This window comes from Draconibacterium orientale (assembly GCF_900111425.1).
Taxonomy (GTDB): Bacteria; Bacteroidota; Bacteroidia; order Bacteroidales; family Prolixibacteraceae; genus Draconibacterium; species Draconibacterium orientale.
In genome coordinates, this window is the sequence record NZ_FOHT01000047.1 from 1 (window position 1) to 25,985 (window position 25,985).

General features: G+C 41.1%; 20 protein-coding genes. 16 read left to right on the plus strand and 4 right to left on the minus strand.

Annotated features, from left to right (window positions below; genetic code table 11):
- The first annotated feature begins 410 nt into the window (after window positions 1–410).
- From BMW53_RS18930 to rho, 4 genes are all read left to right on the plus strand, one after another.
- Window positions 411–5,735: a T9SS type A sorting domain-containing protein gene (locus tag BMW53_RS18930; RefSeq protein ID WP_083404966.1), complete on the plus strand. Its 5,325-nt coding sequence runs from the start codon at window positions 411–413 to the stop codon at window positions 5,733–5,735.
- A gap of 627 nt (window positions 5,736–6,362) precedes the next feature.
- Window positions 6,363–7,049: a TonB-dependent receptor plug domain-containing protein gene (locus BMW53_RS18935; RefSeq protein ID WP_038562694.1), complete on the plus strand. Its 687-nt coding sequence runs from the start codon at window positions 6,363–6,365 to the stop codon at window positions 7,047–7,049.
- 285 nt (window positions 7,050–7,334) lie between these two features.
- Window positions 7,335–7,928: a class I SAM-dependent methyltransferase gene (locus BMW53_RS18940; protein ID WP_038562699.1), complete on the plus strand. Its 594-nt coding sequence runs from the start codon at window positions 7,335–7,337 to the stop codon at window positions 7,926–7,928.
- A gap of 338 nt (window positions 7,929–8,266) precedes the next feature.
- A complete protein-coding gene (gene rho, locus BMW53_RS18945; protein ID WP_038565576.1) occupies window positions 8,267–10,138 on the plus strand; it encodes a transcription termination factor Rho in 1,872 nt (623 codons plus the stop codon).
- A gap of 104 nt (window positions 10,139–10,242) precedes the next feature.
- On the opposite strand, the gene BMW53_RS18950 is transcribed toward rho, so the two are convergent.
- Window positions 10,243–12,219 (minus strand): peptidase U32 family protein, encoded by a 1,977-nt coding sequence (locus BMW53_RS18950; protein ID WP_051568072.1) that lies wholly within the window; start codon window positions 12,217–12,219, stop codon window positions 10,243–10,245.
- Window positions 12,220–12,318: 99 nt separating this feature from the next.
- Between BMW53_RS18950 and BMW53_RS18955 the strand changes: the two genes are divergently transcribed.
- The 4 genes from BMW53_RS18955 (at window position 12,319) to BMW53_RS18970 (ending at window position 15,567) form a co-directional block, all read left to right on the plus strand.
- Complete coding sequence (locus BMW53_RS18955) at window positions 12,319–13,053, plus strand: hypothetical protein (RefSeq protein ID WP_038562705.1); 735 nt, start codon at window positions 12,319–12,321, stop codon at window positions 13,051–13,053.
- A gap of 260 nt (window positions 13,054–13,313) precedes the next feature.
- Complete coding sequence (locus tag BMW53_RS18960) at window positions 13,314–13,868, plus strand: RNA polymerase sigma factor (RefSeq protein ID WP_038565580.1); 555 nt, start codon at window positions 13,314–13,316, stop codon at window positions 13,866–13,868.
- A 4-nt stretch (window positions 13,869–13,872) separates the two neighbouring features.
- On the plus strand, window positions 13,873–14,469 hold the full coding sequence (locus BMW53_RS18965; protein WP_038562710.1) for a hypothetical protein: 597 nt from the start codon (window positions 13,873–13,875) through the stop codon (window positions 14,467–14,469).
- A gap of 54 nt (window positions 14,470–14,523) precedes the next feature.
- Window positions 14,524–15,567 (plus strand): DUF4097 family beta strand repeat-containing protein, encoded by a 1,044-nt coding sequence (locus tag BMW53_RS18970; protein ID WP_038562716.1) that lies wholly within the window; start codon window positions 14,524–14,526, stop codon window positions 15,565–15,567.
- 52 nt (window positions 15,568–15,619) lie between these two features.
- Here BMW53_RS18970 and BMW53_RS18975 read toward each other — a convergent pair whose 3' ends face one another.
- The gene (locus tag BMW53_RS18975) at window positions 15,620–16,522 is read right to left on the minus strand and encodes a glycosyltransferase family 2 protein (protein WP_038562722.1); all 903 of its coding nucleotides are present in this window, start codon (window positions 16,520–16,522) and stop codon (window positions 15,620–15,622) included.
- A gap of 113 nt (window positions 16,523–16,635) precedes the next feature.
- Between BMW53_RS18975 and BMW53_RS18980 the strand changes: the two genes are divergently transcribed.
- Window positions 16,636–18,030: a peroxiredoxin family protein gene (locus BMW53_RS18980; RefSeq protein WP_175463520.1), complete on the plus strand. Its 1,395-nt coding sequence runs from the start codon at window positions 16,636–16,638 to the stop codon at window positions 18,028–18,030.
- 42 nt (window positions 18,031–18,072) lie between these two features.
- Complete coding sequence (locus BMW53_RS18985; protein WP_051568073.1) at window positions 18,073–18,546, plus strand: metal-independent carbonic anhydrase family protein; 474 nt, start codon at window positions 18,073–18,075, stop codon at window positions 18,544–18,546.
- Window positions 18,547–18,670: 124 nt separating this feature from the next.
- Here the strand turns inward: BMW53_RS18985 and BMW53_RS18990 are convergent, their stop codons facing one another.
- Complete coding sequence (locus BMW53_RS18990) at window positions 18,671–20,851, minus strand: T9SS type A sorting domain-containing protein (RefSeq protein ID WP_038562734.1); 2,181 nt, start codon at window positions 20,849–20,851, stop codon at window positions 18,671–18,673.
- A 241-nt stretch (window positions 20,852–21,092) separates the two neighbouring features.
- Between BMW53_RS18990 and BMW53_RS18995 the strand changes: the two genes are divergently transcribed.
- The 5 genes from BMW53_RS18995 to BMW53_RS19015 all read left to right on the plus strand — a co-directional run bounded on the left by BMW53_RS18995 (window position 21,093) and on the right by BMW53_RS19015 (window position 24,082).
- The gene (locus BMW53_RS18995; RefSeq protein WP_051568074.1) at window positions 21,093–21,311 is read left to right on the plus strand and encodes a hypothetical protein; all 219 of its coding nucleotides are present in this window, start codon (window positions 21,093–21,095) and stop codon (window positions 21,309–21,311) included.
- Entirely contained in the window at window positions 21,308–21,472 is a 165-nt protein-coding gene (locus tag BMW53_RS19000) for a heme-binding domain-containing protein (protein WP_245749074.1), read from the plus strand. The genes BMW53_RS18995 and BMW53_RS19000 overlap by 4 nt, the downstream gene beginning before the upstream one ends.
- 1 nt (window position 21,473) lies before the next feature.
- The gene (locus tag BMW53_RS19005; protein ID WP_038562738.1) at window positions 21,474–21,947 is read left to right on the plus strand and encodes a heme-binding domain-containing protein; all 474 of its coding nucleotides are present in this window, start codon (window positions 21,474–21,476) and stop codon (window positions 21,945–21,947) included.
- Window positions 21,948–21,995: 48 nt separating this feature from the next.
- Entirely contained in the window at window positions 21,996–22,409 is a 414-nt protein-coding gene (locus tag BMW53_RS19010) for a threonyl-tRNA synthetase editing domain-containing protein (RefSeq protein WP_038562741.1), read from the plus strand.
- Between the two features lie 431 nt (window positions 22,410–22,840).
- Entirely contained in the window at window positions 22,841–24,082 is a 1,242-nt protein-coding gene (locus BMW53_RS19015; protein ID WP_038562746.1) for a DEAD/DEAH box helicase, read from the plus strand.
- A 6-nt stretch (window positions 24,083–24,088) separates the two neighbouring features.
- On the opposite strand, the gene BMW53_RS19020 is transcribed toward BMW53_RS19015, so the two are convergent.
- Entirely contained in the window at window positions 24,089–24,763 is a 675-nt protein-coding gene (locus BMW53_RS19020; protein WP_081804916.1) for a 3-keto-disaccharide hydrolase, read from the minus strand.
- Window positions 24,764–24,842: 79 nt separating this feature from the next.
- Here BMW53_RS19020 and BMW53_RS19025 point away from each other — a divergent pair, with 79 nt between their 5' ends.
- Window positions 24,843–25,145: an integrase core domain-containing protein gene (locus BMW53_RS19025; RefSeq protein ID WP_256999172.1), complete on the plus strand. Its 303-nt coding sequence runs from the start codon at window positions 24,843–24,845 to the stop codon at window positions 25,143–25,145.
- The last annotated feature ends 840 nt before the right edge of the window (window positions 25,146–25,985 follow it).

The window sequence follows — 25,985 nt, forward strand, 5'->3', positions numbered from 1 at the left end:
ATGTGCTGTGAAAGTAAATAGGTTCATCTATATCGTTTTAACTACCTTAAAGATAATGAAATAAATCAAATTATGAGTATTTACGGATATTCAATTAATATTTCTTAAATTTCATAAAGTGATTCGTGATAAAAAATGATGGTTCTTTATACCAATCACAGCAATTTACTTTAAACTGAACGTATGGAAAAAATAAAATCTTTCCATAGACAATTCTACTCCCCAATAAGTTAGTTGAGCTAAGCATTGGGCTTGCCGCAAGCAACTGCTGTGGGCCGCAGACTTGCTATCTAAATACAAACCTCGTGTTCTTATAAATGCGCTGTATGTTTATGCCTTGCCACAAGGCCGGGTACTGCTATGTTTTGCACAAAAAAATCAGATTAATAAAAACCTAAAAAACAAACAAGATGAAAAAACTTTACCAAACTTTTCGAACACCCCATATGGTGATTTTTATGCTAATGATGGGGATTTTATTACTGGCAACTAATGTCGGTTTTGGACAGACGACAATAAAAACGGATAAATTTGACTACCTGCCAGGAGAAACAGTTGTCATTACCGGGTCAGGTTGGTTGCCCGGGGAAACAGTAAACATGGTGCTTGACCATACAACTTTCAATCATGATGATGAATATCTTGAAGCTGTTGCCGATGCAAATGGCGATATTTTTAACGACAGTTATATTATTGATCCATCTGATCTGGGAGAATCTTTTTTGCTAACCGCAACCGGAGCAACTAGCGGTTTAACAGCCTGGAATAGTTTTACCGATGGTGGTGGGGCTTATACCATCAATCTTGCAGCTGCAGATCCTTCAATTTATATTCCTGCTATTCCTTTTCCTGACGATCTTACTGTTCCAGAGGGATCTAGTGATGGTTCAACTTTAATTCCTCTTTCAGATTTTAATGATGGAACCTCCGATGTTAGAGTTGAAAGTTTAGCTCCCGAGGACATGGCCCTGGGGCAAATCGTTCCTTTCGAGATCATGATTACAGTTAATGGCGATATTACCCCTGAGAATGGCACAATAACCTTCGTAGTCGGCTGGAACACATTAACAACCAATGGAGGTGATTTTGGTTATGACGCCCGTGGAGATGATGTTGGCTACGGTGTATTAGGTGCATTCATAGATACTGGCGATGGCGCTTATACTGATGGTAGCATTCAAGCTACTGTCGATACTTATACCTGGTCATTAATAAACGACGAAATTATAGGGATCTTCACTGTAAGTGGTCTTGAAGATGGGGACGAAGTTGTTGTAGAAGCATGGTTGGTTTTAGATGATGATATCCCCGCCGGGATTGGAGGAAATGTTCAATCCCGTCTTATTGTTGCAGCCACCGGGTCTGATCAAACGATCAATGTCTCCAACAGTGGAACAATTACACTTGTTAATGGTGATGCGATCTCGACTGGTAATCAAACGGTACCGTTACTAAAACCAAGTAATTTCTTCAATGCTGATGTGGATTTGTCCGTTACCAAAACAGATGATATTGATCCAATTTTAGTTGGAGAAACGCTAACCTACGAAATAACAGCATTCAATGCTGGTCCCTCTGTTGCAAATGGTGTTGTTGTATATGATGAACTAGACCCAAATGTAACCTTTGTATTTGCTTCTGATGGTGGTTTTATCAACACAGATTCTGAAGATTTAATACCGAATGGAGCTGTACAATGGAACGTTGGTGCATTAGCACCTGGCGAATCAGTTTCTTATACAGTCACTGTAACCGTAAATAATGATGCACCGGCAACGGCAACTGGAGGAGTTAGTTTGTCGGGTTCAGCTGGTTCCAGTTGCACGGGCGATCTGGTGAACAAAGTGCATGTTACCACTATCAGCGATGATACGGACGACACAAACAATTCCTGGTGCGAGCCAACCGGTGTATTACCGCTTGTCGGTTTAGGCTGTGGAGCAACAGGCAGTCAAGTGTGTTGTCCCGATGACACTGATGGTACAATTGAGGTTACCTGGGCTGGCGGACTTGCTCCCTACACCCTAAAATTGTATCTAGATGGCGTAATATTAAATGATCAAACAATTACTGATGCTACCTCACCATATACTTTCACTGGTTTGGCAGTTGGCGATTACACATTTCAAGTAATACCTTCTCAAGGCGGTGATTGCAGTCGTGCAATCAGTATTACCGTGGACGGAACTGCTCCGGTAATCACATGTCCGGTAGATGTGATCCTTGAATGTGACGAAAGCACTGCCCCTAGTAACACCGGAACAGCTACAGCAGTTGATAACTGCGACCCAACACCAACACCAACAATTACATACACCGACAATCAAATTGCCGGAACATGCTCAGAGACCTACACCATTGAGAGAACCTGGACGGCAACAGACTGCGGTGGAAATGCATCGAGTTGTGTTCAGACAATAACTGTTCAGGATACCGAAGCCCCAGTATTGTCAGGAGTTCCTGCTGAAGTAACTGTGGAATGCGATGCCGTTCCGGCAGCAGCTTCACCAACAGCTTCAGATAACTGCGATCCTGACCCGGTAATTACTCTTGACGAAACAAGTACGCAAACCGACGATGGAAGCTGTACAGACCAGAGCTACACAATAACTCGTGTTTGGACCGCTACCGACAACTGCGGCAACAGCAGTAGCCAGACTCAAGTGATTACTTTGGAAGATAATACTGCCCCGGTTCTTGCAGGTGTTCCTGATGATGTAACCGTTGAATGCGATGCCGTTCCGGCAGCAGCTTCACCAACAGCTTCAGATAACTGCGATCCTGACCCGGTAATTACTCTTGACGAAACAAGTACGCAAACCGACGATGGAAGCTGTACAGACCAGAGCTACACAATAACTCGTGTTTGGACTGCTACCGACAACTGCGGCAACAGCAGTAGCCAGACTCAGGTGATTACTGTGGAAGATAATACTGCCCCGGTACTCGCAAATGTTCCTGCTGATGCAGATGCAGACTGCGCAAGCATACCTGAACCTGCAGTTGTAACTGCTACAGATGACTGCAGCCCAATTCCGCTGGGAGTTGAGTTCGCAGAAGTGATTACTCCAGGAAACTGTGCAGGTAACTATACAATTACTCGTACTTGGACGGCTACCGATGAATGTGACAATGAAACTTCCGCTTCACAGGTAATAACAGTAACCGATGTTACTCCTCCGGTACTCGCAGATGTTCCTGCTGATGCAGATGCAGACTGCGCAAGCATACCTGAACCTGCAGTTGTAACTGCTACAGATGACTGCAGCCCAATTCCGCTGGGAGTTGAGTTCGCAGAAGTGATTACTCCAGGAAACTGTGCAGGTAACTATACAATTACTCGTACTTGGACGGCTACCGATGAATGTGACAATGAAACTTCCGCTTCACAGGTAATAACAGTAACCGATGTTACTCCTCCGGAAATAACTTGCCCTCCGCTAACGGTTGTCAATTGCGGTGACGTCACAAGTCCAAATGGAACTGGCTTTGCAACAGCTACAGACAATTGTGATGCTAATGTGGTTATTACTTATGTGGATGCTACAAGTACAACACCTGGTTGCGACACAGAAACGATTACCCGTACTTGGACAGCTACCGATGATTGTGGCAATACCAGCACTTGTGATCAGGAAATTCTGGTGGCATCCATTAATATCGTAAAAACGTTTGCAGATGACGAGGTGATAGCAGGTGGTGCAGCCAGCTCTTTTACTCTGGTTGTAACCAATGATGGTTCTGCACCGTTGAGTAATATTGAAATCTATGACGAAGTTGATGACCGCCTTACTGTGACAGGTGTTTCCGGTACCGATGGCACAGATGCCGATACCGATGGGGATGCTCAAATGGTTGAATGGCTAATTGAGTCACTGACTCCGGGCACTTCAGCAACTATTACTGTTGACTTCGAGGTTGCTTCTGATGTTGAAGAGGCAAATGGAGTTGGTGGATTAAATGGTAAAAGAAACGTTCCTAACGATGCATGGGTAAATGCTGAAGCAACCGACGACACCGGTATTAAGGTCGTAGACAGCGATTACGACGATATTGACATTAAGGTGATAATCGACCTATCGATTGAGAAGGAATTCGATCCGGCGGTGATACAGGCACCGCAAGGTACATTCCAGAAGTTTACCCTGGTAGTGAGCAATGAAGGCCCATCTGACGCGGTAGATGTTTCGGTGAAAGATACCGTACATACTTCACTTGAAATTACCAGTGTTAGTGTGACTCCTGATGACGGTGGTACTGGCACATGGGATGGTCCTCACCTGGATTGTACATTACAAATTCCGGCTGGTAAGTCAGACACGATCGAGGTTACCTATCTAACAGCACCTTTCTTAGATGACGTTACGCCTTACGGGACAGGTGCCGGTGACGACTTTTACTTTGTCTTCGTAAACGGTAGCGTTCTCGAAGGATCAACTGATGGTGATGGCGTATTTCTGAATGGTGTAAATATCACGGATCAAGTAACAATAATTACCAGTCTTACCCGAAATGACATCATTTTTGACCCACCAGGGGATGATCCGGCATTCGAGATGCATCTCTCCTGCTCCGATCCTTTCACAGGCGGTTGGGGACAATCAGCCGGACCGGTTGAAGGTGTCGACGACAACTGGCAGATTGCGTTCTTCACGATCGCCCGCTTCAATGCTAATGGCTACATAAAATCGTGTGGTAACGTGACCGTTGAATATGAGATACCTAACACAGGATACGCATCCGGTGAGGATTCCGAAGGAACGCAAACAGACTCTGATGATGCAAGAGTAACCGTTGGTCCTGGTATAACATTAACTGATTTGACAACCCTTGGTAAGCGGCTTACCGCCAGGTTAACTAATATGACAGGCCACAATAAAGTGATTGATGAAGTCACGATTAAGTGGCCTGCAAGTAACGGCAACCTGATTAAGGTCTGGCTGGTCACTGGTAATATTACCGAAGTTATCTGGGAAGGAAATGATTATTCACAAGATGCCATTCTCAATTCGGATGGTGAGGGGGTTTGGTATGGCAGTACACTTCTAACAGGTGAAGCCATCCTGCGTTTCGACTTCGTTAACAAAGTCGCGTCCTCCGGTTACGTCATTCGCGTCTGGTTCGAGGACGGCACGTGGTTGGATATACACGATGTGGGTGACCAACCTACTGCTCCGGATCCGGGTGAAGAAGTTCAGCTTATTTGTCCAACTAAAACACGAGTTGCATGTGCAGACCTTTCTGATGCATGGCCAGCATGGGTGAATTCAGCTTATTACACAGGTGAAGGAGATTATACGATTAAAACAGTTCCAGAAGAAGCGCCGGAATGTGGCACAACAACAACTGTTATATTTAATCTTTATGTTGAAGGTGATGAAGTTGGCGAACCGGTAGCTTCCTGTACTTCTGATTTCACAGTGAAAGCAGAAAAATCAGCTGAAATTACAACAGAAGTTGAAGAATTCGAGTATACCGACCTTAAGGTTTACCCGAATCCATTTAGCGAAGAAGTACGTTTCGAATTTGTTTCGCCAATAGCAACCCAGGCTAAAATTGATATTTACAATATGGCAGGGCAAATGGTGCAAACCGTATTCGATGGTTTTGTGGAAAAAAACACCACTTATAATGCTGAGTTTAAACCTGAAGAACAGGTAAGCGGCGTATACTTCTACCGTATGAAGTTAGGTAACGTAATCCATAATGGTAAACTGGTTTATAAAAAAGATTAATTTAACCAGAACGTAATACAAAGCGTACTCTGCAAATGTGGAGTACGCTTTTTGTGTGCTAATATGCTACATTTTCAATTATTGGCAGCAAATCATTTCTAAAAACGCATCTACTCTGCTGTGCCTTTTGAAGAACAGATTTTTGACATTACAAATTATCTCGGCGAAAAAAATCTGCCAATCAATACATTATTGCAGACACCGGTGAAATTATTGGAATAATTGCATATAATGTCGGAACCATACCTTTTTCTTTTTATCAGGACTGGATGCCTAAAGATTCAGAAGGTAAAATAAAATTACTGGTATCAACTCACTTAACAAACACTCGACGGTTATCAATGATTTTATGGTAAAAAGAGAACCTGGCGACTTTATTATACACGTAGCAAAATATAATTGCCGGATTCTTTTTTGCCTGAAAATTCTTTCATCTCTGGCCATTAAAATTGTTTGTTTGTAGTGGTATAGTATGAAAGCCGCACGTATTTTAATATCCTTGAGGATGTAATATTACATGCTCGTTTCAACTAGTTTCCCGCACATATTTATACAAATCAGAAACTTAATTCAATTTTTTGCACTAATTTTAATTCGATTTCAACAAATAACTAAAACCAATAAACCATGAATAACCGTTTTTTCATACCCATACTATTTGTAGTTTGTATTTTTATTGCAACTGGCTTGAATGCTCAGGATCGAAGTATTCAGGGCAAAGTAACCACTTTCGAAAACCTACCTTTATCCGGTGTGGAAGTTCAGGTAAAAAGTACCGGGCAGGTAGTTAAAACAGATACCCTTGGGCGGTTTTCGGTTGCTTGTAATAATAAAGATAAATTAAGTTTTTTCGCCCATGGATTTAATAAGCAAAACGTTAAACTAAAAGAAAACACAAAGTTTGTTGCGGTTAATTTACACCTTAAACCGGGCGAAGAAGGAAAATCACTGGCCATTGGTTATGGGCATGTACAGGATGAAGATAAACTGAATGCAATTTCAAGTTTACGAGACGACCATGATAATTTCTCGAAATATACAGATATGTATGAACTGATAAGAGGAAAGTTTTCGGGCGTTCAGGTGATTGGCGATGAAGTAATAATCCGCGGGAATAATACGATGGGTGGCAGCAATGCTGCATTAATTGTAGTGGATGGAATTGAGCGGGAAGGAAGTATATTGGGAATGCTCCCTCCACATACGGTAAAAAGTATCGATATTTTAAAAGATGGAGGGTCTGCTATTTATGGAGCAAGGGGAGCAAACGGAGTCGTTCTCATCGAAACAAAAAGCGGCGAAGAGGATAAATAGTTGGGGGAAACCAAGATCAATTTTTTTAATTTTTTTCCCTTTAAAATGCCGCTAACGAAAATTTGAAATAATCATTCCCGTTTAACCGGTTTTGAAAATTAAATTAACCAGAAAATCAGAAACACCTCACAAACCTTACTCACAGACAACTAACAACTTGTATTCTTCTAAGAATTGCAGAAATCAGCGGTTGAAAACATGCAGAATTACACCATAATTCTCACGCAATATTCATGAATAAACTTCTTGTAATCTAATTTGTTTATTCAACTTTAAACAGAAACAATGAACAATTTTTGGAACGACAGATACAGCGCAACAGCATATGCCTACGGTGAAGCGCCAAACGATTTTTTGAAAAAGGAATTGCCTCAACTCCCCCCGGGCAAAGTACTGTTCCCGGCAGAAGGCGAAGGAAGAAATGCAGTTTTCGCCGCAACATTAGGATGGGAAGTCACAGCTTTTGATCCAAGTATTGAAGGAAAAAGAAAAGCACTGCTCTTAGCTGTTAAACATAATACTTCTATCCATTACCAGGTAACTGATTATGAAAATGCCGATTTTGAAAATGAGTATTTTGATTGTATTTGTTTGACATATGCCCATATGCCGGAACATATGCGTAATAAAGTACACCAAAAATTAGCGTCGTATTTAAAACCCGGAGGCACATTAATTCTTGAAGGTTTTTCGAAAGAACAAATTAACAGAAATACAGGAGGCCCTAAAGATATCAGTTTCTTATTCGATGAAAAAGAATTAGAAAATGACTTTAAATATTTCAGTTCAGTATCAACACATAAAGCCGATATCGAATTGGATGAAGGTCTTTACCACCGTGGTCTTGCGTCAATTATCAGGCTTAAAGGCGTTAAGTAGCGGCCTCAATTTTCCACACTATTTATAAACCACCAAATAAAACTCCTGGACAGAAAGTTAAACAATTTGGTCTGTTTAAACGTATAGTATTTACAATCAGAACTTTCTACTGAGCAAATTGAATCGTTTTTTGGAAATATATTTTTACGAACGAACCAAAAGTTTTAATTTTACCTAAAAATAAGAAAGAGGAAGAAAAAAGAGTTTCAATTTTTTGTTTACAAGCAGGTATTTATTTATACTTGCACACGATTTCAAAAGAAAATCACCCTCCTCGTCAATTGTTCCAAGAATTTTTTCAACAATTATTAATCGAGAAAAGTTATAACAATAATATAATGTATGATATTTTAGAACTGAACAAGAAACTTGTTCCTGAATTAAAAGAGATCGCTAAAGAGCTCAATATTAAACGTGTAGAATCCTACAAGAAACAGGATCTTATTTATAAAATTTTAGATACCCAGGCTGTTCTTGAAGCTGAAAACAAAGGCAAAAAGAATGCTCCTAAAGACGAAAAAGGAGAAGCCGGTAATCGTAAAAATCAATCCGACAGAAACACTTCTGATGACGATGAACCGCGCCGTTCCAAACGTCCTCGCCAAAGAGTGGAGACGGTAAAACGCGAAAAAGTTGGCTCAGGTCCCAGAAAAAAACAAAGCGACAAAATTGACGATAAAGTTCAAACGCGTCAGGACCAGATAAAAGCCATAATAAAAGGTTTTACAAAGGAAAAAACAGCTGCGGCGCCAAAGCAACAAGATATTGAAGCAGCGGCCAAACCTGAAGAAACAAAAACAGCTCCTCAGCAACAACAGCAAAAACCACCAACGCAAGAAATACAGCAAGAGCAACAAGCTCAGGAAAAACAGCAAGAACAGCAAAAACCCGAAGTTAAAGTTCAACAAAACAAAGAGCAGCAACATCGTGGAGGCCAGCAAAGGCATCAACAAAGTCAGCAAAATCAGCAAAGACAAAATACCGGCGGAAAAGACGACCGTCAGAAACAACAAAACAGAAGCCAGCAGCAAGGCCAGCAACAGCAGGGTCAGCAGCAGGGAAATCGCCAGAAACAGCGTCAATTCGAGTTTGAAGGTATTATTACCAACACCGGCGTACTCGAGATTTTGGCCGATGGTTACGGGTTCTTACGTTCATCGGATTACAATTATCTGAACTCGCCCGACGATATTTATGTATCGCAGTCGCAGATTAAACTTTTTGGTTTAAAAACCGGCGATACCGTAAAAGGAACAGTTCGCCCGCCAAAAGAAGGTGAAAAATATTTCCCATTGATTAAAGTGTTAGAGATTAACGGACGCAGCCCGGAGTTTATTCGCGACCGCGTACCTTTCGATCACCTCACTCCTTTATTCCCTGATGAGAAATTCAACCTCACCGGAAATGGCCACGATAATATTTCAACACGTGTGGTTGATATGTTTGCGCCAATTGGTAAAGGACAACGTGGTTTGATTGTTGCCCAGCCAAAAACCGGTAAAACCGTATTGCTGAAAGAAATTGCCAACGCCATTGCAGCCAACCACCCCGAGGTTTACATGATCGTGTTACTGATCGACGAACGTCCGGAAGAGGTTACCGATATGGCACGCAGCGTACATGCCGAAGTTATTGCATCAACTTTTGATGAGCCGGCTGACAAACACGTAAAAGTGGCCAACATTGTACTGGAAAAAGCAAAACGTTTAACCGAATGTGGACACGATGTGGTTATCCTGTTAGACTCGATTACACGTTTGGCACGTGCTTACAACACCGTTCAGCCAGCATCGGGTAAAGTACTTTCGGGTGGTGTTGATGCTAATGCGCTGCATAAACCAAAACGTTTCTTTGGTGCGGCACGAAACATTGAAGAAGGTGGTTCATTAACGATTATGGCTACGGCACTTACCGAAACCGGATCGAAAATGGACGAAGTTATTTTTGAAGAGTTTAAAGGTACCGGTAACATGGAACTGCAACTCGACCGGAAATTGTCGAACAAACGTATTTTCCCTTCTGTGGATATTCCAACATCGAGTACCCGTCGCGAAGACCTTTTATTCTCGAAAGAAGTTCTCGACAAACTGTGGATCTTACGCAACTACCTTGGCGATATGAACGCCCTGGAAGCAATGGAGTTTATGAAAACACGCTTGATGCGTGCGGCAAGTATCGAAGAATTCCTGGCATCGATGAACGATGGATAGTAAATAAATACAACAACATAAAAAAAGCAGGTTCGGTTTCGGACCTGCTTTTTTGTTGCCTGAAAGCCTGGGATAAGGATGTCATCTTTTAAAAAGGTGACATCCTATTTTAATCCCTTATTAAAATTAAAAGTATTCGATGGTTGAATTTGCTCCGATCGCAGAATACGGCTTTTTACGGTTTTAGCCCGGTGTTTTGAAACCGGCTCGTAACTTAAATCAATTAAAAAACGGTGGAAGCCATTATTTTTCAATTTGTTTTTCGATTGCGAAATGGAAACCGGAACCTGCGGAACAATTGAGGTAATTCCATTTCGGCGGAAGCGCTGCAACTTAATGTTCATATCATCTAACAGCTCATCATTTCCATCTTTCATGGCTATTGGCATGCGTGAATGGAACAATTCGGGGTGGAAATAAACCGGCACAATTCCGTCTTTGTGCGACAGTGAAAACAGCGTTTCAAAATCAATTTCCTGCGGATACGAGAACAGGCTCACTCCTTCGTTTTTGATAAAACAGGCGGCAGCATCATTAAAAACATACACATTTTCGTTGGCAATAATACGGCACTTTGGCGGAATCAGGTCCAGTTGCGAAATATGACTGACAACAAAGTTTCGTAATCCACATTTTACCATTTTGGCAATCAGCTCGCGATAAAACTGCAAAGCATCCTGCTGAATAAACTTCGGCAGTTCGATGTAAATTTTCTCCCTGAATTTTTGAATAAACGGCACCTCCGGATCGAAGCGGCTCCAGGTAATTTTAGAAAAAGCCAAAAACAAACCTTCCATTTCATTCAGGTTCATCTTTTTTAGCCATTCCATGGAGTTTACGCGAAAATAAAACTCTTCATTGCGACCATTTTCCCGGCCTTTTAATGCACTCAGAATCTTTTGTTTGTTTCCGTAATTCAATTGTTTAAAATGAGCAGTTGTGTCTTCCAGTTTCGATGGGAACTTCACATCGCTAATCCCCGCCAAATAAACCTCGCTGTTGGGTTTTACCTGCTTTCCGCCCGAATGAATTTTAAACAAACCATTCTCTTCGGCTACTTCGCGCACCTTTACCGTTTCCTGCTTTTCGGTGCCCGGAATATGAAAACGCAAACGGAAGCCCGGCTCAATAGTCATTTGCGAGCTTAACCAAATATTCTGCCCTTTTATTTGCTCAACTTTGCCGAGAAAAACACCGGCAACCGTTTTTTCTGAAATGGCCTTATTTACATCTTTTCCCATAAAATAGGCCGTTTTCTCACGCCCAAAATCAAGCGACAAAAGCTCTTTGGCTTTTTCAATTTGATTGGGTTCGTCGAGTGCAGTTCGGTAGGCTTGTGCCACTCGGTAAGTGTATTCGCCCGATTTCATACGGCCCTCAACTTTTAAACTGTTTACTCCCATTTTTGCAAAACGGTTAACCAAATCAATTTGCTGGTTATCTTTTAAGTTAAAGAGATACTGATGCGTATTTTGAGCCGTGTAAGTGCGTCGGCAAGGTTGGGTACACAATCCGCGGTTGGCTCCCCTGCCCCCGGCATAACTGCTGTAAAGACACATGCCCGAGAAAGAATAACACAGCGCACCATGAATAAAAACTTCGGTTTCCACCTTACTCTTTTTGCAAATTTTGCTGAGTTCGTGCAAAGTGAGTTCGCGGGCCAGAACCACTCGTTCTATCCCCTTTTTATGTGCATAATTGGCTCCGGTTGAATTATGAATGGCCATTTGTGTGCTGGCGTGCAACACCAAATTGGGGAAATAGGTTCGAGCAATATAAAAAACGCCCCAATCCTGAATGATCACTCCATTAACACCAACCTGGTTCAAAAAATTCAGGTAATCGAGCAATTCCGGGATTTCATTGTTTTTTATTACCGTATTTAAGGTAATGTAAACCAGAATGTTCTTCTTTTTGGCTTCTTTTAATATGGTGCCAAGCTGCCCGTTGGTAAAATTTTTTGCCCTTCCGCGGGCGTTAAATTGTTTTAATCCCAGGAAAATTGCATCGGCTCCACCACGCAAAGCGGCATAAAACGATTCTGGATTTCCAACTGGTAAAAGAAGTTCTGGTTTTTGCATAATCTATTTTCGTGCAAAATTAGCAATAATAAATTTTAACTATCTCAAATTAATTAACACTTTTGAGTATATAAACTTCAGAAATGAAAACAATTGGAAATGAATAACATCACTGATAACCCAAAAAAATTATTAGCCATGCAAAAGTACATTTCGTTGTTCGTCATATTACTGTTTTCTTGTACAGGACTTTTTGCGCAAAATATTTATGATATCCGAAATGCAATCGATTTTTTCGAATCGAACAGAATGCAAAAAGGAGAATATAGGCATATTCTCACCGAAAGCGATATTGAAGGTTCGCCCTATTTTAACGATGAATTTATAAAAGGAACCATTTTCACCTACCAGAAAATTCAGTATAACGATATTCCGTTACGTTACAATATTTATAACGACGAAATGGAATTTCAAACACCCAACAACCAGGTTCTGGCCATAGCAGCACCAGAAATTGTGGATAAAGCAGTGCTCGGAGAAAATACTTTTTCAAACATCCCTTATGCGCTTGGCAACAAAGTAAAACGTGCGTATTTTATACTTTTAACCGAAGGTAAGCTTAGTTTATACGCACGCCCTGAAGTGCTCTACAAAAAACCGAAAAAAGCCGCTGCATACAGTGAACCTGAACCTGCAAAATTTGAAAAACGTCCTGATACTTACTACCTGCGATTAAATCAGCAAGCTGCAGTAAGAATTGAATCGAAAAAGGATTTACAGAATTTCTTCACCGATCATCAAAATAAAATGGAAAGTTTTATAAAGAAGAATAAAATAAAACCCGGTAAGGCCGACAAGATGATGGAGCTGGTTGAATATTATAATTCGTTGTAGCCGGATGATGGATGCCCAGATACTGGATGCTGGATACTGGATACCGGATGCTCGTCAATCGCGACTATTTCCTTAAACCACTTTCAGCTCCTTATTAAATCATAGCTCCATAATTTTTATCTAAAAAGCTCCTACTAAACACCTTGATAAAAAAAATCGCAAAAACATTTCGCAAAAACTATCCGAAAAACAAAAAATATTTTCGTAACGTATGCAACATTGATATATTGCCATCGTCATTGAATCAGAAAAATAAAAGATTGAATACACTTTATAAAAATATTCATCAGGAGATCATCGATCAGTGCAGGGAAGGAAGCCAGAAGGCGCAATTCCAGCTATACAAGCTTTATTACAAAGCCATGTTCAACGTAAGCCTGCGGATCGTAAATGACCAGATGGAAGCCGAAGATGTAATACAGGAGGCCTTTTTAAGTGCATTTAAAAAGATTGACACCTACAAAGGCGAAGTAAGCTTCGGTGCATGGTTAAAGCGTATTGTTGTAAACCGTTCATTGGATTGTTTAAAGAAACGAAAAGTACAATTTGAGGCGATAAACGAACGTACCACAGAAATTGCCGAAAGCCGCATGGATACACGAGAACTGGACGCCCGGGTGTTAAAACAGTCGATACAGGAACTTTCTGATGGCTACCGGGTGGTATTAAGTCTGTACCTGATTGAAGGTTACGACCACGAAGAGATCAGCCAGATTTTGGGCATTTCGAATTCAGCCTCGAGAACCCAGCTGCTGAGAGCGAAAAATAAGTTACGAGAAATATTGAAAGGGAAGGAAATATTTTCATACAATTAAGATTATGGAAAAAAGAGATGACATAGAAAAACTGATACTGGATAACATTGAAACGTTAAACGATAACGAACCAATGGAAGGCCACTTTGCACGATTTGAGGCAAAACTTAATGCACAACATAAAAAGAAAAGAACGATAAATCTGAATATTATTCTGAAAGTTGCTGCCGCCGTTGTATTTGTATTTTTGGCAACCAACCAGGCGTTTATCTATTTTTCGCCTGATAACCAGAGAATTTTTAATTCGAAAACAGAATCGGCAAGCCTTACTCTTGCATCTGTTTCGCCCGAATACCAGGAAGTTGAATATTATTACACCAGCTCGATTAACACCGGTATGGAGCAGTGGAACAAATGGATTGAAGAAGGTTTGATTTCGGAAGACGAACAAACTATGATGAACAATGAGTTGGCCGAGTTTGAAACACTTTACCAAAACCTGCAGAAGGATTTAGCAGCCAACCCAAACGATGAACGCGTAATAAACGCCATGTTAGAATATTATCAGGCTAAGCTTAGTGTTATATACATAATCATTACCAAATTAGAAGAAGTACAACAGAAAACACAAGAATTTGAACAGGAAACAACGGCCATGTAATGCACAGTAAATTGGATGGAAAGAATTAGTAGTAAAAATTAAAACCAGAATAAAATGAAGGCATTAAAAAGAATTGCAGCACTGTTAACCATCGGCGTTTTAGTAGCCGGAACAACAGTATTTGCTGAAGAAAAAACAAAAGAGTACCATGAATCATGGTTAAACAACGAGGTATCATCGCTGGAAATCGACAACCGTTTTGGCGAAGTGAAAATCAATAATTCGGCTGGCGACTCGGTAGTTATTCATGTAACCATTACTGTTGATGCGCCTAACGAGAACAAAGCCGATGATTTGCTGGATATGCTGGAAGTGTATATCCGAAAAACCGGAAGTGCTGTAAAAGCGGTTACCGAAATTGAAAATAACTTTAAAAGTAACCGAAGTTTTAGTATCGATTACGAAGTGAATATTCCGTCGGACAAAGACCTGAAAATTAACAACAAGTATGGCAACACCATCGTTGCCCGACTTACCGGAAACGGCGATTTCACGTGTAAATACGGTAACTTTACCGCTTACGAACTAACTACACCCGAAAGTGGTTCACTCCGTTTATCACTGGCCTACGGAAATGCAAATATTGGCGAGGTTTCGCACATGGATGTTGACGTAAGTTACTCGCCGCTTGATATTGAAGAAGCCACTTCGTTAAATATCGAATCGAAATATTCGAATATCAGCGTTGAAGAGTGTAAGTCGGTGATTATTGAATCGAAATACGACAAATTTAAATTTGAAGAACTGGAATCGCTCGTTGCAGAAATTAAGTACACCAATATAAAAATTGGAGAATTGGCCAAAAGCTTAAAAGTTGAATCGGGTTACGGAGGTATTAAGGTTGATGAAGTTGGAGCAAACTTCGAGTTTATCAACATTACCAACAGCTACGGCCAGATTTCACTGGGACTCGACGATGCCAGTTATTCTATCGATGCCAGCTGCGATTACTGCGGCATTTCCTATCCTGAAGATGAATTTACAGGAAACCGTATTAAAGATAACCACAAAAACACAGTTGTTGGAAAAATAGGTTCGGGAGAGGGCGGAAAAGTTACAGTTGTAAGCCGCTACGGCGATATTCAACTGGATGAATAACAGTTGAACTATTTTGTATAGATTATCAAAAAAACCGTTGGCAATCCTTTTGTCAGCGGTTTTTTATGCCCGCAAAATAGCCCAACTTGTACAAATCGAAAATCAATAACGATGGACGAGGCCCTTTCAAATTCGCTTCCATTTTTTCGCGGTACTTTCTGAATAGCCGCCCGATTGTTCGTGATGGAATAATAAATGTTACCCGTTTATATTTCTGCAAAAAGTTTACCTGGCGGTAAAACATCCTGTCGCCATCAAGCAGCTCCTCTCCTATCTTTTTCAAATTCTCAAGCGCCATACAACTCTTTTTCAAAAATGCCTGTGCACTTTCAAGGCCGGTATGTTCCAGCGCATTATCGATATGAAAAATCTCTACACCGGCACAAAACAAGTCGTATCCCAGCAAGGTATCTTCGTGTCCGTATTCGCGCAACTCTTCCCTAAAATGCACCCGGTTAAAAAGTTCCTTCGCAATAAAAAAGTTGTTAGAGGTTATAATAAATCCTTTGCTGCCGTTACGAACTGCTGCCGTTACCGCCTCACGTTTCGTTCCGTAAGTCCAGCGAAACAGTTTTTCCGCATCAGCCGGCTTTTGTTTCGCATAAGCCGTTCCTCCGCACAACACCCGGTTTTCGTTCCGGTTTTCCAGATAGTATTTTAAATAGTTCGGGCTGATAATTTTCGAATCGGCATCAATAAACAGCAACCAGTCAAATACCGATTCGGCTCCCATTTTATTACGAACACCGGCTCTGCCCAGGTTTTTCTCCATCTCGCGATACACAACATTGGGTTTGTTTTTCACAATGCGGTTCAGCGATTTAAAAATCTCATCCGAGCCATCATCATATACCCTGATCTCAAAATCAATGTTCAACTTTGTTGCCTGTTGGTGAAGCTCGTCAACCAAATTCACCACTTCAATGTTATATACCGGGATATTTACCGAAAGCATAGTTTCTGTTTACAGGGTTTGAATTTACAATATTTCAAGATCAAAACAATTTTTCTTTAAACAAGCCATTTCGTGTAATTATCCTATTTTTAAGTCATTATTTAAAAATGCTTATGCCACGATTCGTATTTCTCTTATTCCTGTTTTTTAGTTCCCAGCTTAGCGCGCAACACTATAACATTGAGGTGCAGCTTAATGGCGCTCCGAACAAAACAGTACAGCTGGCCTACCATTACCTCGACAAAATATATGCTGCCAACACCGCAAAACTTGATGCGAACGGGCATGGCGCATTTACCGGCGACAGTCTCTTAACGCAAGGATTGTATAAAATTCTGGTGGATAAAGACCACCATTTTGATTTTCTGTTGGGGGCTGATCAGGATTTTAAATTAAGCAATTCAACATTTGCAGGTAAGGATGCGAAAATAGAAGGCGCAGCCGAATCGGAAGCTTTTGTCGATTACATGAATTTTCTGGCCGACCTGCAGCAACAAAGTGCCTCGTTAAACAAAGCCTACCAAAATGCCAATGCCACAGAAAAAGCGGAAATAGCCCAACAACGTGAGGCACTGAACGACGAAATGCACGATTACTGGGCGATGGTGGAGAAAAAGTACCCCAACTCATTTCTCAATAAATTTTTAACTGCTAATTACGTTCCTAAACTCGACCAGTCAACCTTACCAAAAGAAATCCAGGAGAATGATTCTTTGCTGTTATTGGCTCAATTCAACTATCAGAAAGAACATTATTGGGATTATTTTGATTATACCGACGAACGTTACCTGTTCACACCTTTTTACAAAACCAAACTTGAAACCTGGTTTAATAAAGTTTTATACCCTGCTTATGATTCCGTAAAACCATACGTTTATCAATTTATTGAAGATGTAAAACCCAATAAACGCTTGTTTCAGTTTGCCACTTCTTTCTTTCTGAATAGCAGCATTAACAGCAACATTATGGGCATGGACGCCCTGTTTGTAGATATTGCCCGCGATTATTATTTAAGTGGCGAAGCTTTTTGGGCATCAGAAGAATCGATGGAGGCTATTCGCGAAAATGTACTTTTTATGCAAGATAACCTTATCGGTAAAACTGCTCCCGATCTCACGCTGGAAACTTACGATGGTGAATTTGTCAACCTGCACCAAATTGATTCGAAATTAACCGCAGTTCTGATTTACGAGCCCAATTGTTCGCATTGTAAAGTTTTTGTTCCTGAATTTTACAAAGAAGTTTACCTGCCCAACAAAGACAAAGGACTGACAGTGTATGCCATTTACTCGATGGATGACAAGAGCGAATGGACTGAGTTTTTAGCCAAACACAACATGTTCGACTGGATAAATGTTTGGGATCCGCAACACACTTCGCGCTTCAAAATTAAATACGACGCCCGAAAAACGCCTGGCGTTTACCTGCTCGACGAACATAAAAAAATCATCGGTAAAAAACTGACTGTCGAACAGTTAGAAGAAATTGTTCCCCGGGAATTGAACTAAGCGTAGCTAAACCTGTTATCCTGAATAACAAAATACGGAAATATGAATGAACAATTCAGCAAAGAAGATATTTTAAAGCGACAGTACGACTGGGGTAACGGAATTATTCGCATCGGTAAAATTTACACCGCGAAAGGCGATTATGTAAAAGCGGCCAAAGAGCACATTGACGACTTGTATGGTTACGGTGAAAGCAAAGTACTTTTTAAGCCTACAAAAGCTACCGATCCGCAGTTCAGGGCAAGTAAAGAAGAAGCTCTTTCGTACTTTGTTGGAGGAAACAACGAATTTCCCGAAGACCAGGGATTTGCGCTTCAGCCCTGGGAAAAAGTGCGTTTTGAAGTACACGGTTTTATTGCCAATTTTAAACAGGCTATAATTATGGGAAACTACTTCTTTATTGATGCCAATGGTGGGGAAACAAAGGTCGAATACACGATGGGATTCTTCAGGGCTGCCGACAACTCGTTAAAGCTTAATCTTCACCACTCATCATTTCCTTTTAAGCCTGAATAAGATACCTTTTTAAGCATAACGAATGAACAGTTACCCATGACACTGATTGGAAATGTTATTGTAACTTTTAACAACTAAAATCCAGATCATGCGAAAAGCTGCTGGATTTCTGTTCGGTGCTTATTTACGGTACAAATGAGATTTTGCGGGTAACATACGAATCACCGTAAGGAAGACGCACAAAATAAACACCGGCAGTGTTTCCTTGCAGATTGAGTTTTATACGGAAATTATCGGTCTTTATTACTGAAGTTTTTATTTCCTGCCCGATTAGGTTATACACCACAACACTCTCCGGATCAATTTCTTTATCCGATTCCAGGTTTAGTTCGCCTGCCGTAGGATTTGGATACACCAAAACGTTTTTGGGTTGCTCCACGGTTGGTGTATCTGTTAACAAGCTGTAATTACAGGCAACCAGCTCCATCACATTAACCATAGCATGGTTTTGGGCATTCAGCGAAGTGAAACTTTCCCAGCTACCGTTTTGACGTACATAAAGGTGGTTCTCTGCATCTTCATATTCGCGTAACGATTGATAGACCGCAAAGGTATCGGCAGCATTAACGTCACTCAATTCAAAACCTACGTAAAAATCACCTGAAGGCTCAACCATCTGATCGAAACCTACAAAGTTCATGGCATCTTCAGCCCAGTTATCAATAATTACCTCTTTACTGTACAGCAGATTATCGGGATAAGTACCGCCATCGTACACTTTAACGGTTATGCGGCTATTGTTTTTATTGGTTACCAGTTTCCCAACACCAAACGAAACGCCATCCAGAATTTCATCACCGTTTATAGAAAAACGTTCTACGATTTCCGTTATTCCTAACGAATTGGTTCCGCCCCAATACCCTTCTATTGTGCCTGAAACGGTTAAGGCAATATTTGCATGCTCATCCGTATCGGTTAAATTTGTAAAAGCGTTACACAAATCCTCGTTGGTATTAAATTGTTTTCCGTTTAATTCTAAAGCACCTGTGCCCTTGGGGTCAAGCCAATGTTTTAGTTGCTTTGTTGAGTCGGAGCTATAATCCCATTGCATTGCAAAACGGGCAAAATAATCGTTCACCGGGTTACCGCAAAACGCAGCCCCTCCCGACAACGTGCCAATTACCTGTTCTTCCATATTAAACAAAGCACCACCCGATGAACCTACTTCTGTAACACCTCCGTCCCATCGCAATATATTGAACGATCCGTTTTTTGGATTTTTAACCGACGATGAAGTAAATGTTGCGTATTCCGGGGCGTCGTTGTCAAACGAGATCTTCTTAATATCTCCCTGTGGATGATGGATACTTACCGAGGAATCGGGTACTCCCGGCGATCGGTCCCACCCCGCATAATATGGTCTGAAATCAGGTGGTGGCAAATCGTCTAATTCTACCAGTGCAAAATCCAGACTATCGTAATGGGCTTTCATAATCGCTCCTGAGAGCGAATGAATCGGGTCGCCATCCAAAGGGGCGCAATACGGGCTTTCGTAATTGAAAGTATAAACCGTGGTTTTGGCATATTCCCATTTATCGTAACAATGCGATGCCGACAAAACATAAGGCTTTTTGTTTTCAGCAGTATTATTAAGCAATGTTCCGGTACATACTTCCCTGCCATCAACAATTAAACGAACCACAGCATCTTTTACCTCACTCCAGCGATCGCCGATTTGGCAGTTCACATCAATATTACAGTCACCGGCTGTTTTCCCCTGAATCGGCCGTCTGTCAAACTTTAAAATTCCCATAAAATCGTGGTTCACGCGGGTAATCGTAAAATCATCCGGTGTTCCTTCTTCTTCGGGAACTTCGTACTGCACGGTAATTTTATCGCCGGCAACCGGTGCAACCGCAAATTTTTGCGAAGGTTTATTGTTTCGCGCGGTAAAAGCGCCAAGGTATTGGTTATTCTCTTCGTTGTAAATAAACAAACGCGCTTTGTTATTTAACTGAAAATCATCGAAAATAAGGTTGAGCGAATAGGCATTATCCGAGGCAATGGTAATGCGCCAAACATTAAAACCTGCGTTTGTTGAATACCACACGCCTGAATTTGACGGGCGAAGATCAACATTAAAAGCATGCGCAAAAGTAAGTGCCTTTAACTGTGCATCAGTTATTTTGTTTGCATCCATCGCGGCCTTAACAACACTCTGCTTCAATACCGGCATATTTACAAACGCCCTGTCGGTACTTTTCAAAGTAACAACCTGCAAAGGAAACCCTCCCTCCGACAACTGTGCGCTTAGCGAGTTACACACAAAAATCAGTACAATCAAAACTGGAATATACAAACGCATTTTTAAATGGTTTTTGCAGGGTAAATAAAATAATTACCGCGAAAATTACGTATTTTTTAATCAATTCAAATCAATCACGTAACTTTTCAACAAAAACTCAAGTATTGTGTTTTATATTGCACATAAACGTAACTATTGTAAAATCTTTGATTAAACGTGAGACGAAATGCATACCAATAGTATGACGAAATCTCATTCGAAAACGCTGTCAACTGACGAATTAACTTAAAAAAATAAACAGATGAAAAAGTCATTATCAATTTTCGTTGCACTTTTTTTTGTTCTCAGTCTGGTTGCATTAGGCACCAACAAACCAACAAAAACGCCGGCTATGCCCGACGATGTGAAAGCGGTAATCCAGAATTCGTGTTTCGGATGCCACAATACCGATTCCAAAAATGAAGACGGAAAAAAGAGCTTGACTTCAACAAACTCGACAGCCTTTCGAAAATTAAAATGATTAGTACTTACAAAGAAATTGGTGAAGTACTTGAGAAAAATGAAATGCCGCCAAAAAAATTCCTCGAAAGATTTCCGGACAAAGCTTTAAGCGACGATCATAAACAATTGTTATTGGATTGGTCGAAAAAAGAAGCCGAAGCCCTGGTAAAAGGAATGTAATATGCGCATAGTTGTTCGATCTTCACTAATTACATTGCTGCTTGCTTTTATCGTAATCCAGTTTTTTCAACCCGAGAAAAATAGCGAGGAAGTAAGCAGCAATCATATTTTTAAGCAGGTAGAAGTTCCTGAAAATATTCAAACGCTGCTAACAAATGCCTGTTTGGATTGCCACTCGAACCATACAAACTACTGGTGGTACAACCACATTGCGCCGGTTTCGTGGATGGTGGACAATCATATAACCGAAGGCAAATCGGAACTTAATTTTTCGGATTGGGGCACCATGGATATTTTTGAGAAGATTACCATACTGGAAGAAATTTGCCAGGAAGCGGAACGAAAATCCATGCCCTTAAAATCGTACCGTGCTATTCACCCACAAGCAAAATTAAGCGACCAACAAATTGCCGAACTTTGCGATTGGACTACCAAACTGGCCGAAGAATTACTGGCCAAAGCTGCCGGTGAATAATTTTTACCAAAACTTACATAAATATTATCTTTACCAAAAACCGACGAAATGAAGGTATTGGTAATGTATGTTGAAGAGTTTTCGTACCAGCCGGCACAGAAAAACCTTGAGGAAGTTGAAGAAATTACGGCGGGTGCACAATTTTCAGATTCGATATTAGCTTTTATCCAGGTGGAAGAAAGCGACGAAGAAAAAGATGTGAAAAGCCGGGAGAAAAAACTGGTGAATCACCTGAAATGGACTGCCCGAAAGAACAATTGCAAAAGTGTGATTCTTCACTCGTTTGCCCACCTTTCCGAATCGAAGGCATCGGTTGAATTTACCAAAGAATTGTTCGATCTGGCTGAAAAACGACTGCAAAACGCCGATTTCACTACTGCACAAACACCCTTTGGCTATTTCCTCGACCTGAATATTAAAGCACCCGGATTTTCATTGGCGCGTATTTGGGCAACGCTTTAGCGGCATTAAAAAGTAAATGAGTATTTGGGTTAAAGGCGGCAGTAGGCAAATGGCAATAGGCAAAAAGCCTCAACAGGGCGAAACTCAATAACTCCATGTAAGCTCCGGGATTATTGATATACAATTTAACAGTTTAGCAGTTTATCAATTTTACAATCTTCCTCAATCTTCCTCAATCTTCCTCAATCTAATATTCAATCTTCCATCAATCTTTATTTTAGCCGCTGCTGAATCATCTATCTTGTAGCAAGCTAACGAGGTATCAATATGGAATTTAGTTAAAAACGATGCAAGTATCGAAGTATTTACTCATTTATCCCGATACGCTCCGCTATCGGGATTAGTTCGACTATCAGATTACAGTTCGTTTCTCTCCTGCAATCTGGGTCTCACTGAATAAATTCAGTTATCTTTACCGAAAATTAGATTACATGAAATTCGAGGATTATTCCATATCCAACACCATAAAAACCAACCTGGAAAAAAAGGGATTCCGTCGTCCAACCGACATTCAGTTTAAGGCCATTCCGCCAGTGTTAAGGGGCGAAGATGTTTTGGCCATTGCCCAAACCGGAACCGGAAAAACGGCGGCTTTTGCCATTCCGGTAATTCATAATATTCAGCAGGCCAAGCTGAATCAACATATTCAGGGAATTAGTTGTTTGGTTATGGTTCCAACGCACGAGCTGGCCAAGCAAATCAACGAAGTGTTTGTTTCCATTTCAAAAAATACGGGGGTAAAAACCACTGTAATAATTGGTGGGGTTGATCAGGATCCTCAAATCGACCGCTTAAAAACCGGTACCGATGTTTTGGTTGCTACACCCGGTCGCTTGTTCGACTTGGTAAGCCAGGGACACTTAAAACTGCACGGGGTAAAAACACTGATTCTGGATGAAGCCGATCACATGCTCGATCTTGGTTTTATTAAAGATATTAACGACCTGATACGGTTTTTACCCGAAAAACGCCAGACCTTATTCTTCTCGGCAACCATCAATAAAAAGATTAAAAAGCTTGCCTATTCGCTGGTAAGCAAACCTATACGCATTCAGATATCGCCCAAAAACCCGGTGGCAAAAACCATCGAGCACCAGGTGGCATTTATCGAAATGGATGACAAAAGAGCTTTCCTGGAACGCCTTGTGGGAGAAAATCCGGAGGCAAAGATTCTGGCATTTGTACGAACAAAAGTACGTGCCGAGCGCGTGAAAAAAGCAATGGAACGTGTTGAAATTGAAAGCGACACCATTCACAGCGATAAAGAACAGGCAGAGCGCGACCAAACCATGCAACGATTTAAAAGCGGCGCGCTTAAATTACTTATCGCTACCGATGTAAGTGCCCGCGGAATTGATATCCCCAACGTTGATTTTGTGGTGAATTACGACCTGCCTGAAGTTGCCGAAAACTACGTTCACCGCGTAGGACGAACAGGGCGCGGCAACCAAAAAGGAAAAGCCGTTTCGTTTTGCAGTGAAGAAGAACGTGAAATTCTGGATGAAATTGAAAGCTTTTTAGGCAAAGACATTCATCGCCTTGAGATCGACAAAAACCTTTACAAAGAAACACTTGATTTTACCAAAGACACCGACTACAACTGGCAAAAGCTAATGCGCGAAAACGAGCGCGAATTAAAAGAGGTGAAAAAGAAGAAGAAAAAGAAAAAGTAAGTGCCATCACTTACTTTCTATTTCCCGCATGGCAATATTACGCAACTCGGCGCTTGTCATCCAGGTGCATATTCCAAACGGTTTTGAAAGCGAAACCTCCGGCCGGATATTCAGTTTGTGTCCGGCGTAATTGAAATCCACCAGCTTTTCATCGTCAATCCAGGCACGAATTGTGGTTTCGGTTACCTGTAGCCGAATGGTGTACCACACCTCCTTTTCAAAGTTCTTTAGTACCTGCGTTTCGTTCTCCGATGCATCAACACCATCAATACTGCTTAATCCAACAACAGGGCCGCCCCACCCTCCTACAATCAGAGAGCAAAAATCGTTGTTAACCGGGAAAGTCATTCCGCAAAAAAAGTCGTTACCAACCATTTTGCGGGCCTCCAGCTGTACTTCGTAATTTACTTTCGGGAACGTATCTGTCCAGGTAATTCCGCTGCAACCATCGCCGTAATTAATTACGATGCTTCCATCGGTAACCTTTACAGGCCCTTCGGTTCCGAACGATGTTATTTCCCAGTTATCCAGCGTATTTCCGTTGAATAAGGCCTGCCAGCCCTCGGGGATGTTCGGCGTATAGTTTTGATTACTGTTTTTTCTGGCCGTATTATTACAAGAAGTAAAAAGCGCTATAAAAGCCAGCATGAAACACACATAAATAAATCCAGATCGCATCATTTTTTGATTTAAAATTACGAAAGATGGCGCCTTTATCCAATCATAAAGAGCATTATCATTACAGGGCTCGAAAATAAATATCTCGATGACCGAAAACGGCGATCCGTACGAAAATGCAATAGCAGAAAGGGTTAATGGGATTTTAAAGGACGAATACGATTTAAACCATACATTTTCTGATTATCAGGAAGCACTCGAAGCCACAAAAGTTGCGGTGTATAAATACAATAACAAACGGCCTCACCGCAGTGTAGACTTCATGTTTCCAACAGATGCACACTTGCAGACAGGAGTACTAAAAAAACACTGGAAAAAGCGGCATTATAAGGCGAATGCGGAAAAAGGGGAAAGCCTGCAGAATGTTCCTGCAAACCAGGATTAAAAAATAATACTGTAAGAAAATGCAGGAGGATAAAATTTACCTGTCGCCAGTTTTAGGGCATACACAAAATCATGTCGAACTTTGCAGAAACAAAAAATGAAAACGCAGAAAAGAACAGTAAAGAAAAACTTTTTAGTTTTGTAAAACAGTAAATGAGAAAAATTCATTTACTCCTACCAGTAAATAGAGTAATAATCTGTCAAGCTATTTTAGGAAAGGTCAGGTGCAACAGGTGCTTACATTGGTGCAACGAGTGTTTACACTCATGCAACGAGTACTTACACTCATGCAACGGGTACATACATTCGTGCAACGGGTGCTTACATTCATGCAACGGGTACTAACAATCGTGCAACGTCTGCTTGCATTCATACAACGGGTACTTACATTCGCACATCGGGTGGTTACAATTGTGCAATAGGCACTTACAGTTGTACAACAGGTGCTTACAGTTGTACAACAGGTGCTTACATTCGTGCAATAATACCTTAACAGCGATTCGTTAAATTTCGTCCGGAAGCACCAGCGATAAAATAGTACAGGGCTGAAAGTCCGTAATTATTCAGCCTCAGGCAAACGAACCGCCGGATGGCGGAGAGTGCATCACCTGCAAAATCCGGTGGAATAAAAATTTTATAGAAGCTAGAGAAGAACTGTAACTTTCTGCCTGCCGGCGGCTTTCATCTTTGCCTTGAAGCAAAGACGAAACAGAAAATTCAAGGCTGCTTTTGGTCCTTCCCCTACATTTTCATAAAACCTAAGTTCGGACGGGTGATCTCCTCGATTCCTCGGAGCTTCCCGCTCTCACTAAGGTTTCATTTCAACTCCGGGCAACGACCA

What these genes read in the sequence shown, in the direction of transcription:
- BMW53_RS18940 (WP_038562699.1), top strand. Translation starts at nt 7,335, where the DNA reads ATGAACAATTTTTGGAACGACAGATACAGCGCAACAGCATATGCCTAC.
- BMW53_RS18985 (WP_051568073.1), top strand. Translation starts at nt 18,073, where the DNA reads ATGAATGAACAATTCAGCAAAGAAGATATTTTAAAGCGACAGTACGAC.
- BMW53_RS18980 (WP_175463520.1), top strand. Translation starts at nt 16,636, where the DNA reads ATGCCACGATTCGTATTTCTCTTATTCCTGTTTTTTAGTTCCCAGCTT.
- BMW53_RS18990 (WP_038562734.1), bottom strand. Translation starts at nt 20,851, where the DNA reads ATGCGTTTGTATATTCCAGTTTTGATTGTACTGATTTTTGTGTGTAAC.
- BMW53_RS18930 (WP_083404966.1), top strand. Translation starts at nt 411, where the DNA reads ATGAAAAAACTTTACCAAACTTTTCGAACACCCCATATGGTGATTTTT.
- BMW53_RS18935 (WP_038562694.1), top strand. Translation starts at nt 6,363, where the DNA reads ATGAATAACCGTTTTTTCATACCCATACTATTTGTAGTTTGTATTTTT.
- BMW53_RS18995 (WP_051568074.1), top strand. Translation starts at nt 21,093, where the DNA reads ATGAAAAAGTCATTATCAATTTTCGTTGCACTTTTTTTTGTTCTCAGT.
- BMW53_RS18955 (WP_038562705.1), top strand. Translation starts at nt 12,319, where the DNA reads ATGAATAACATCACTGATAACCCAAAAAAATTATTAGCCATGCAAAAG.
- BMW53_RS18970 (WP_038562716.1), top strand. Translation starts at nt 14,524, where the DNA reads ATGAAGGCATTAAAAAGAATTGCAGCACTGTTAACCATCGGCGTTTTA.
- BMW53_RS19000 (WP_245749074.1), top strand. Translation starts at nt 21,308, where the DNA reads ATGATTAGTACTTACAAAGAAATTGGTGAAGTACTTGAGAAAAATGAA.
- BMW53_RS19015 (WP_038562746.1), top strand. Translation starts at nt 22,841, where the DNA reads ATGAAATTCGAGGATTATTCCATATCCAACACCATAAAAACCAACCTG.
- BMW53_RS19005 (WP_038562738.1), top strand. Translation starts at nt 21,474, where the DNA reads ATGCGCATAGTTGTTCGATCTTCACTAATTACATTGCTGCTTGCTTTT.
- rho (WP_038565576.1), top strand. Translation starts at nt 8,267, where the DNA reads ATGTATGATATTTTAGAACTGAACAAGAAACTTGTTCCTGAATTAAAA.
- BMW53_RS19010 (WP_038562741.1), top strand. Translation starts at nt 21,996, where the DNA reads ATGAAGGTATTGGTAATGTATGTTGAAGAGTTTTCGTACCAGCCGGCA.
- BMW53_RS19020 (WP_081804916.1), bottom strand. Translation starts at nt 24,763, where the DNA reads ATGATGCGATCTGGATTTATTTATGTGTGTTTCATGCTGGCTTTTATA.
- BMW53_RS18950 (WP_051568072.1), bottom strand. Translation starts at nt 12,219, where the DNA reads ATGCAAAAACCAGAACTTCTTTTACCAGTTGGAAATCCAGAATCGTTT.
- BMW53_RS18975 (WP_038562722.1), bottom strand. Translation starts at nt 16,522, where the DNA reads ATGCTTTCGGTAAATATCCCGGTATATAACATTGAAGTGGTGAATTTG.
- BMW53_RS18965 (WP_038562710.1), top strand. Translation starts at nt 13,873, where the DNA reads ATGGAAAAAAGAGATGACATAGAAAAACTGATACTGGATAACATTGAA.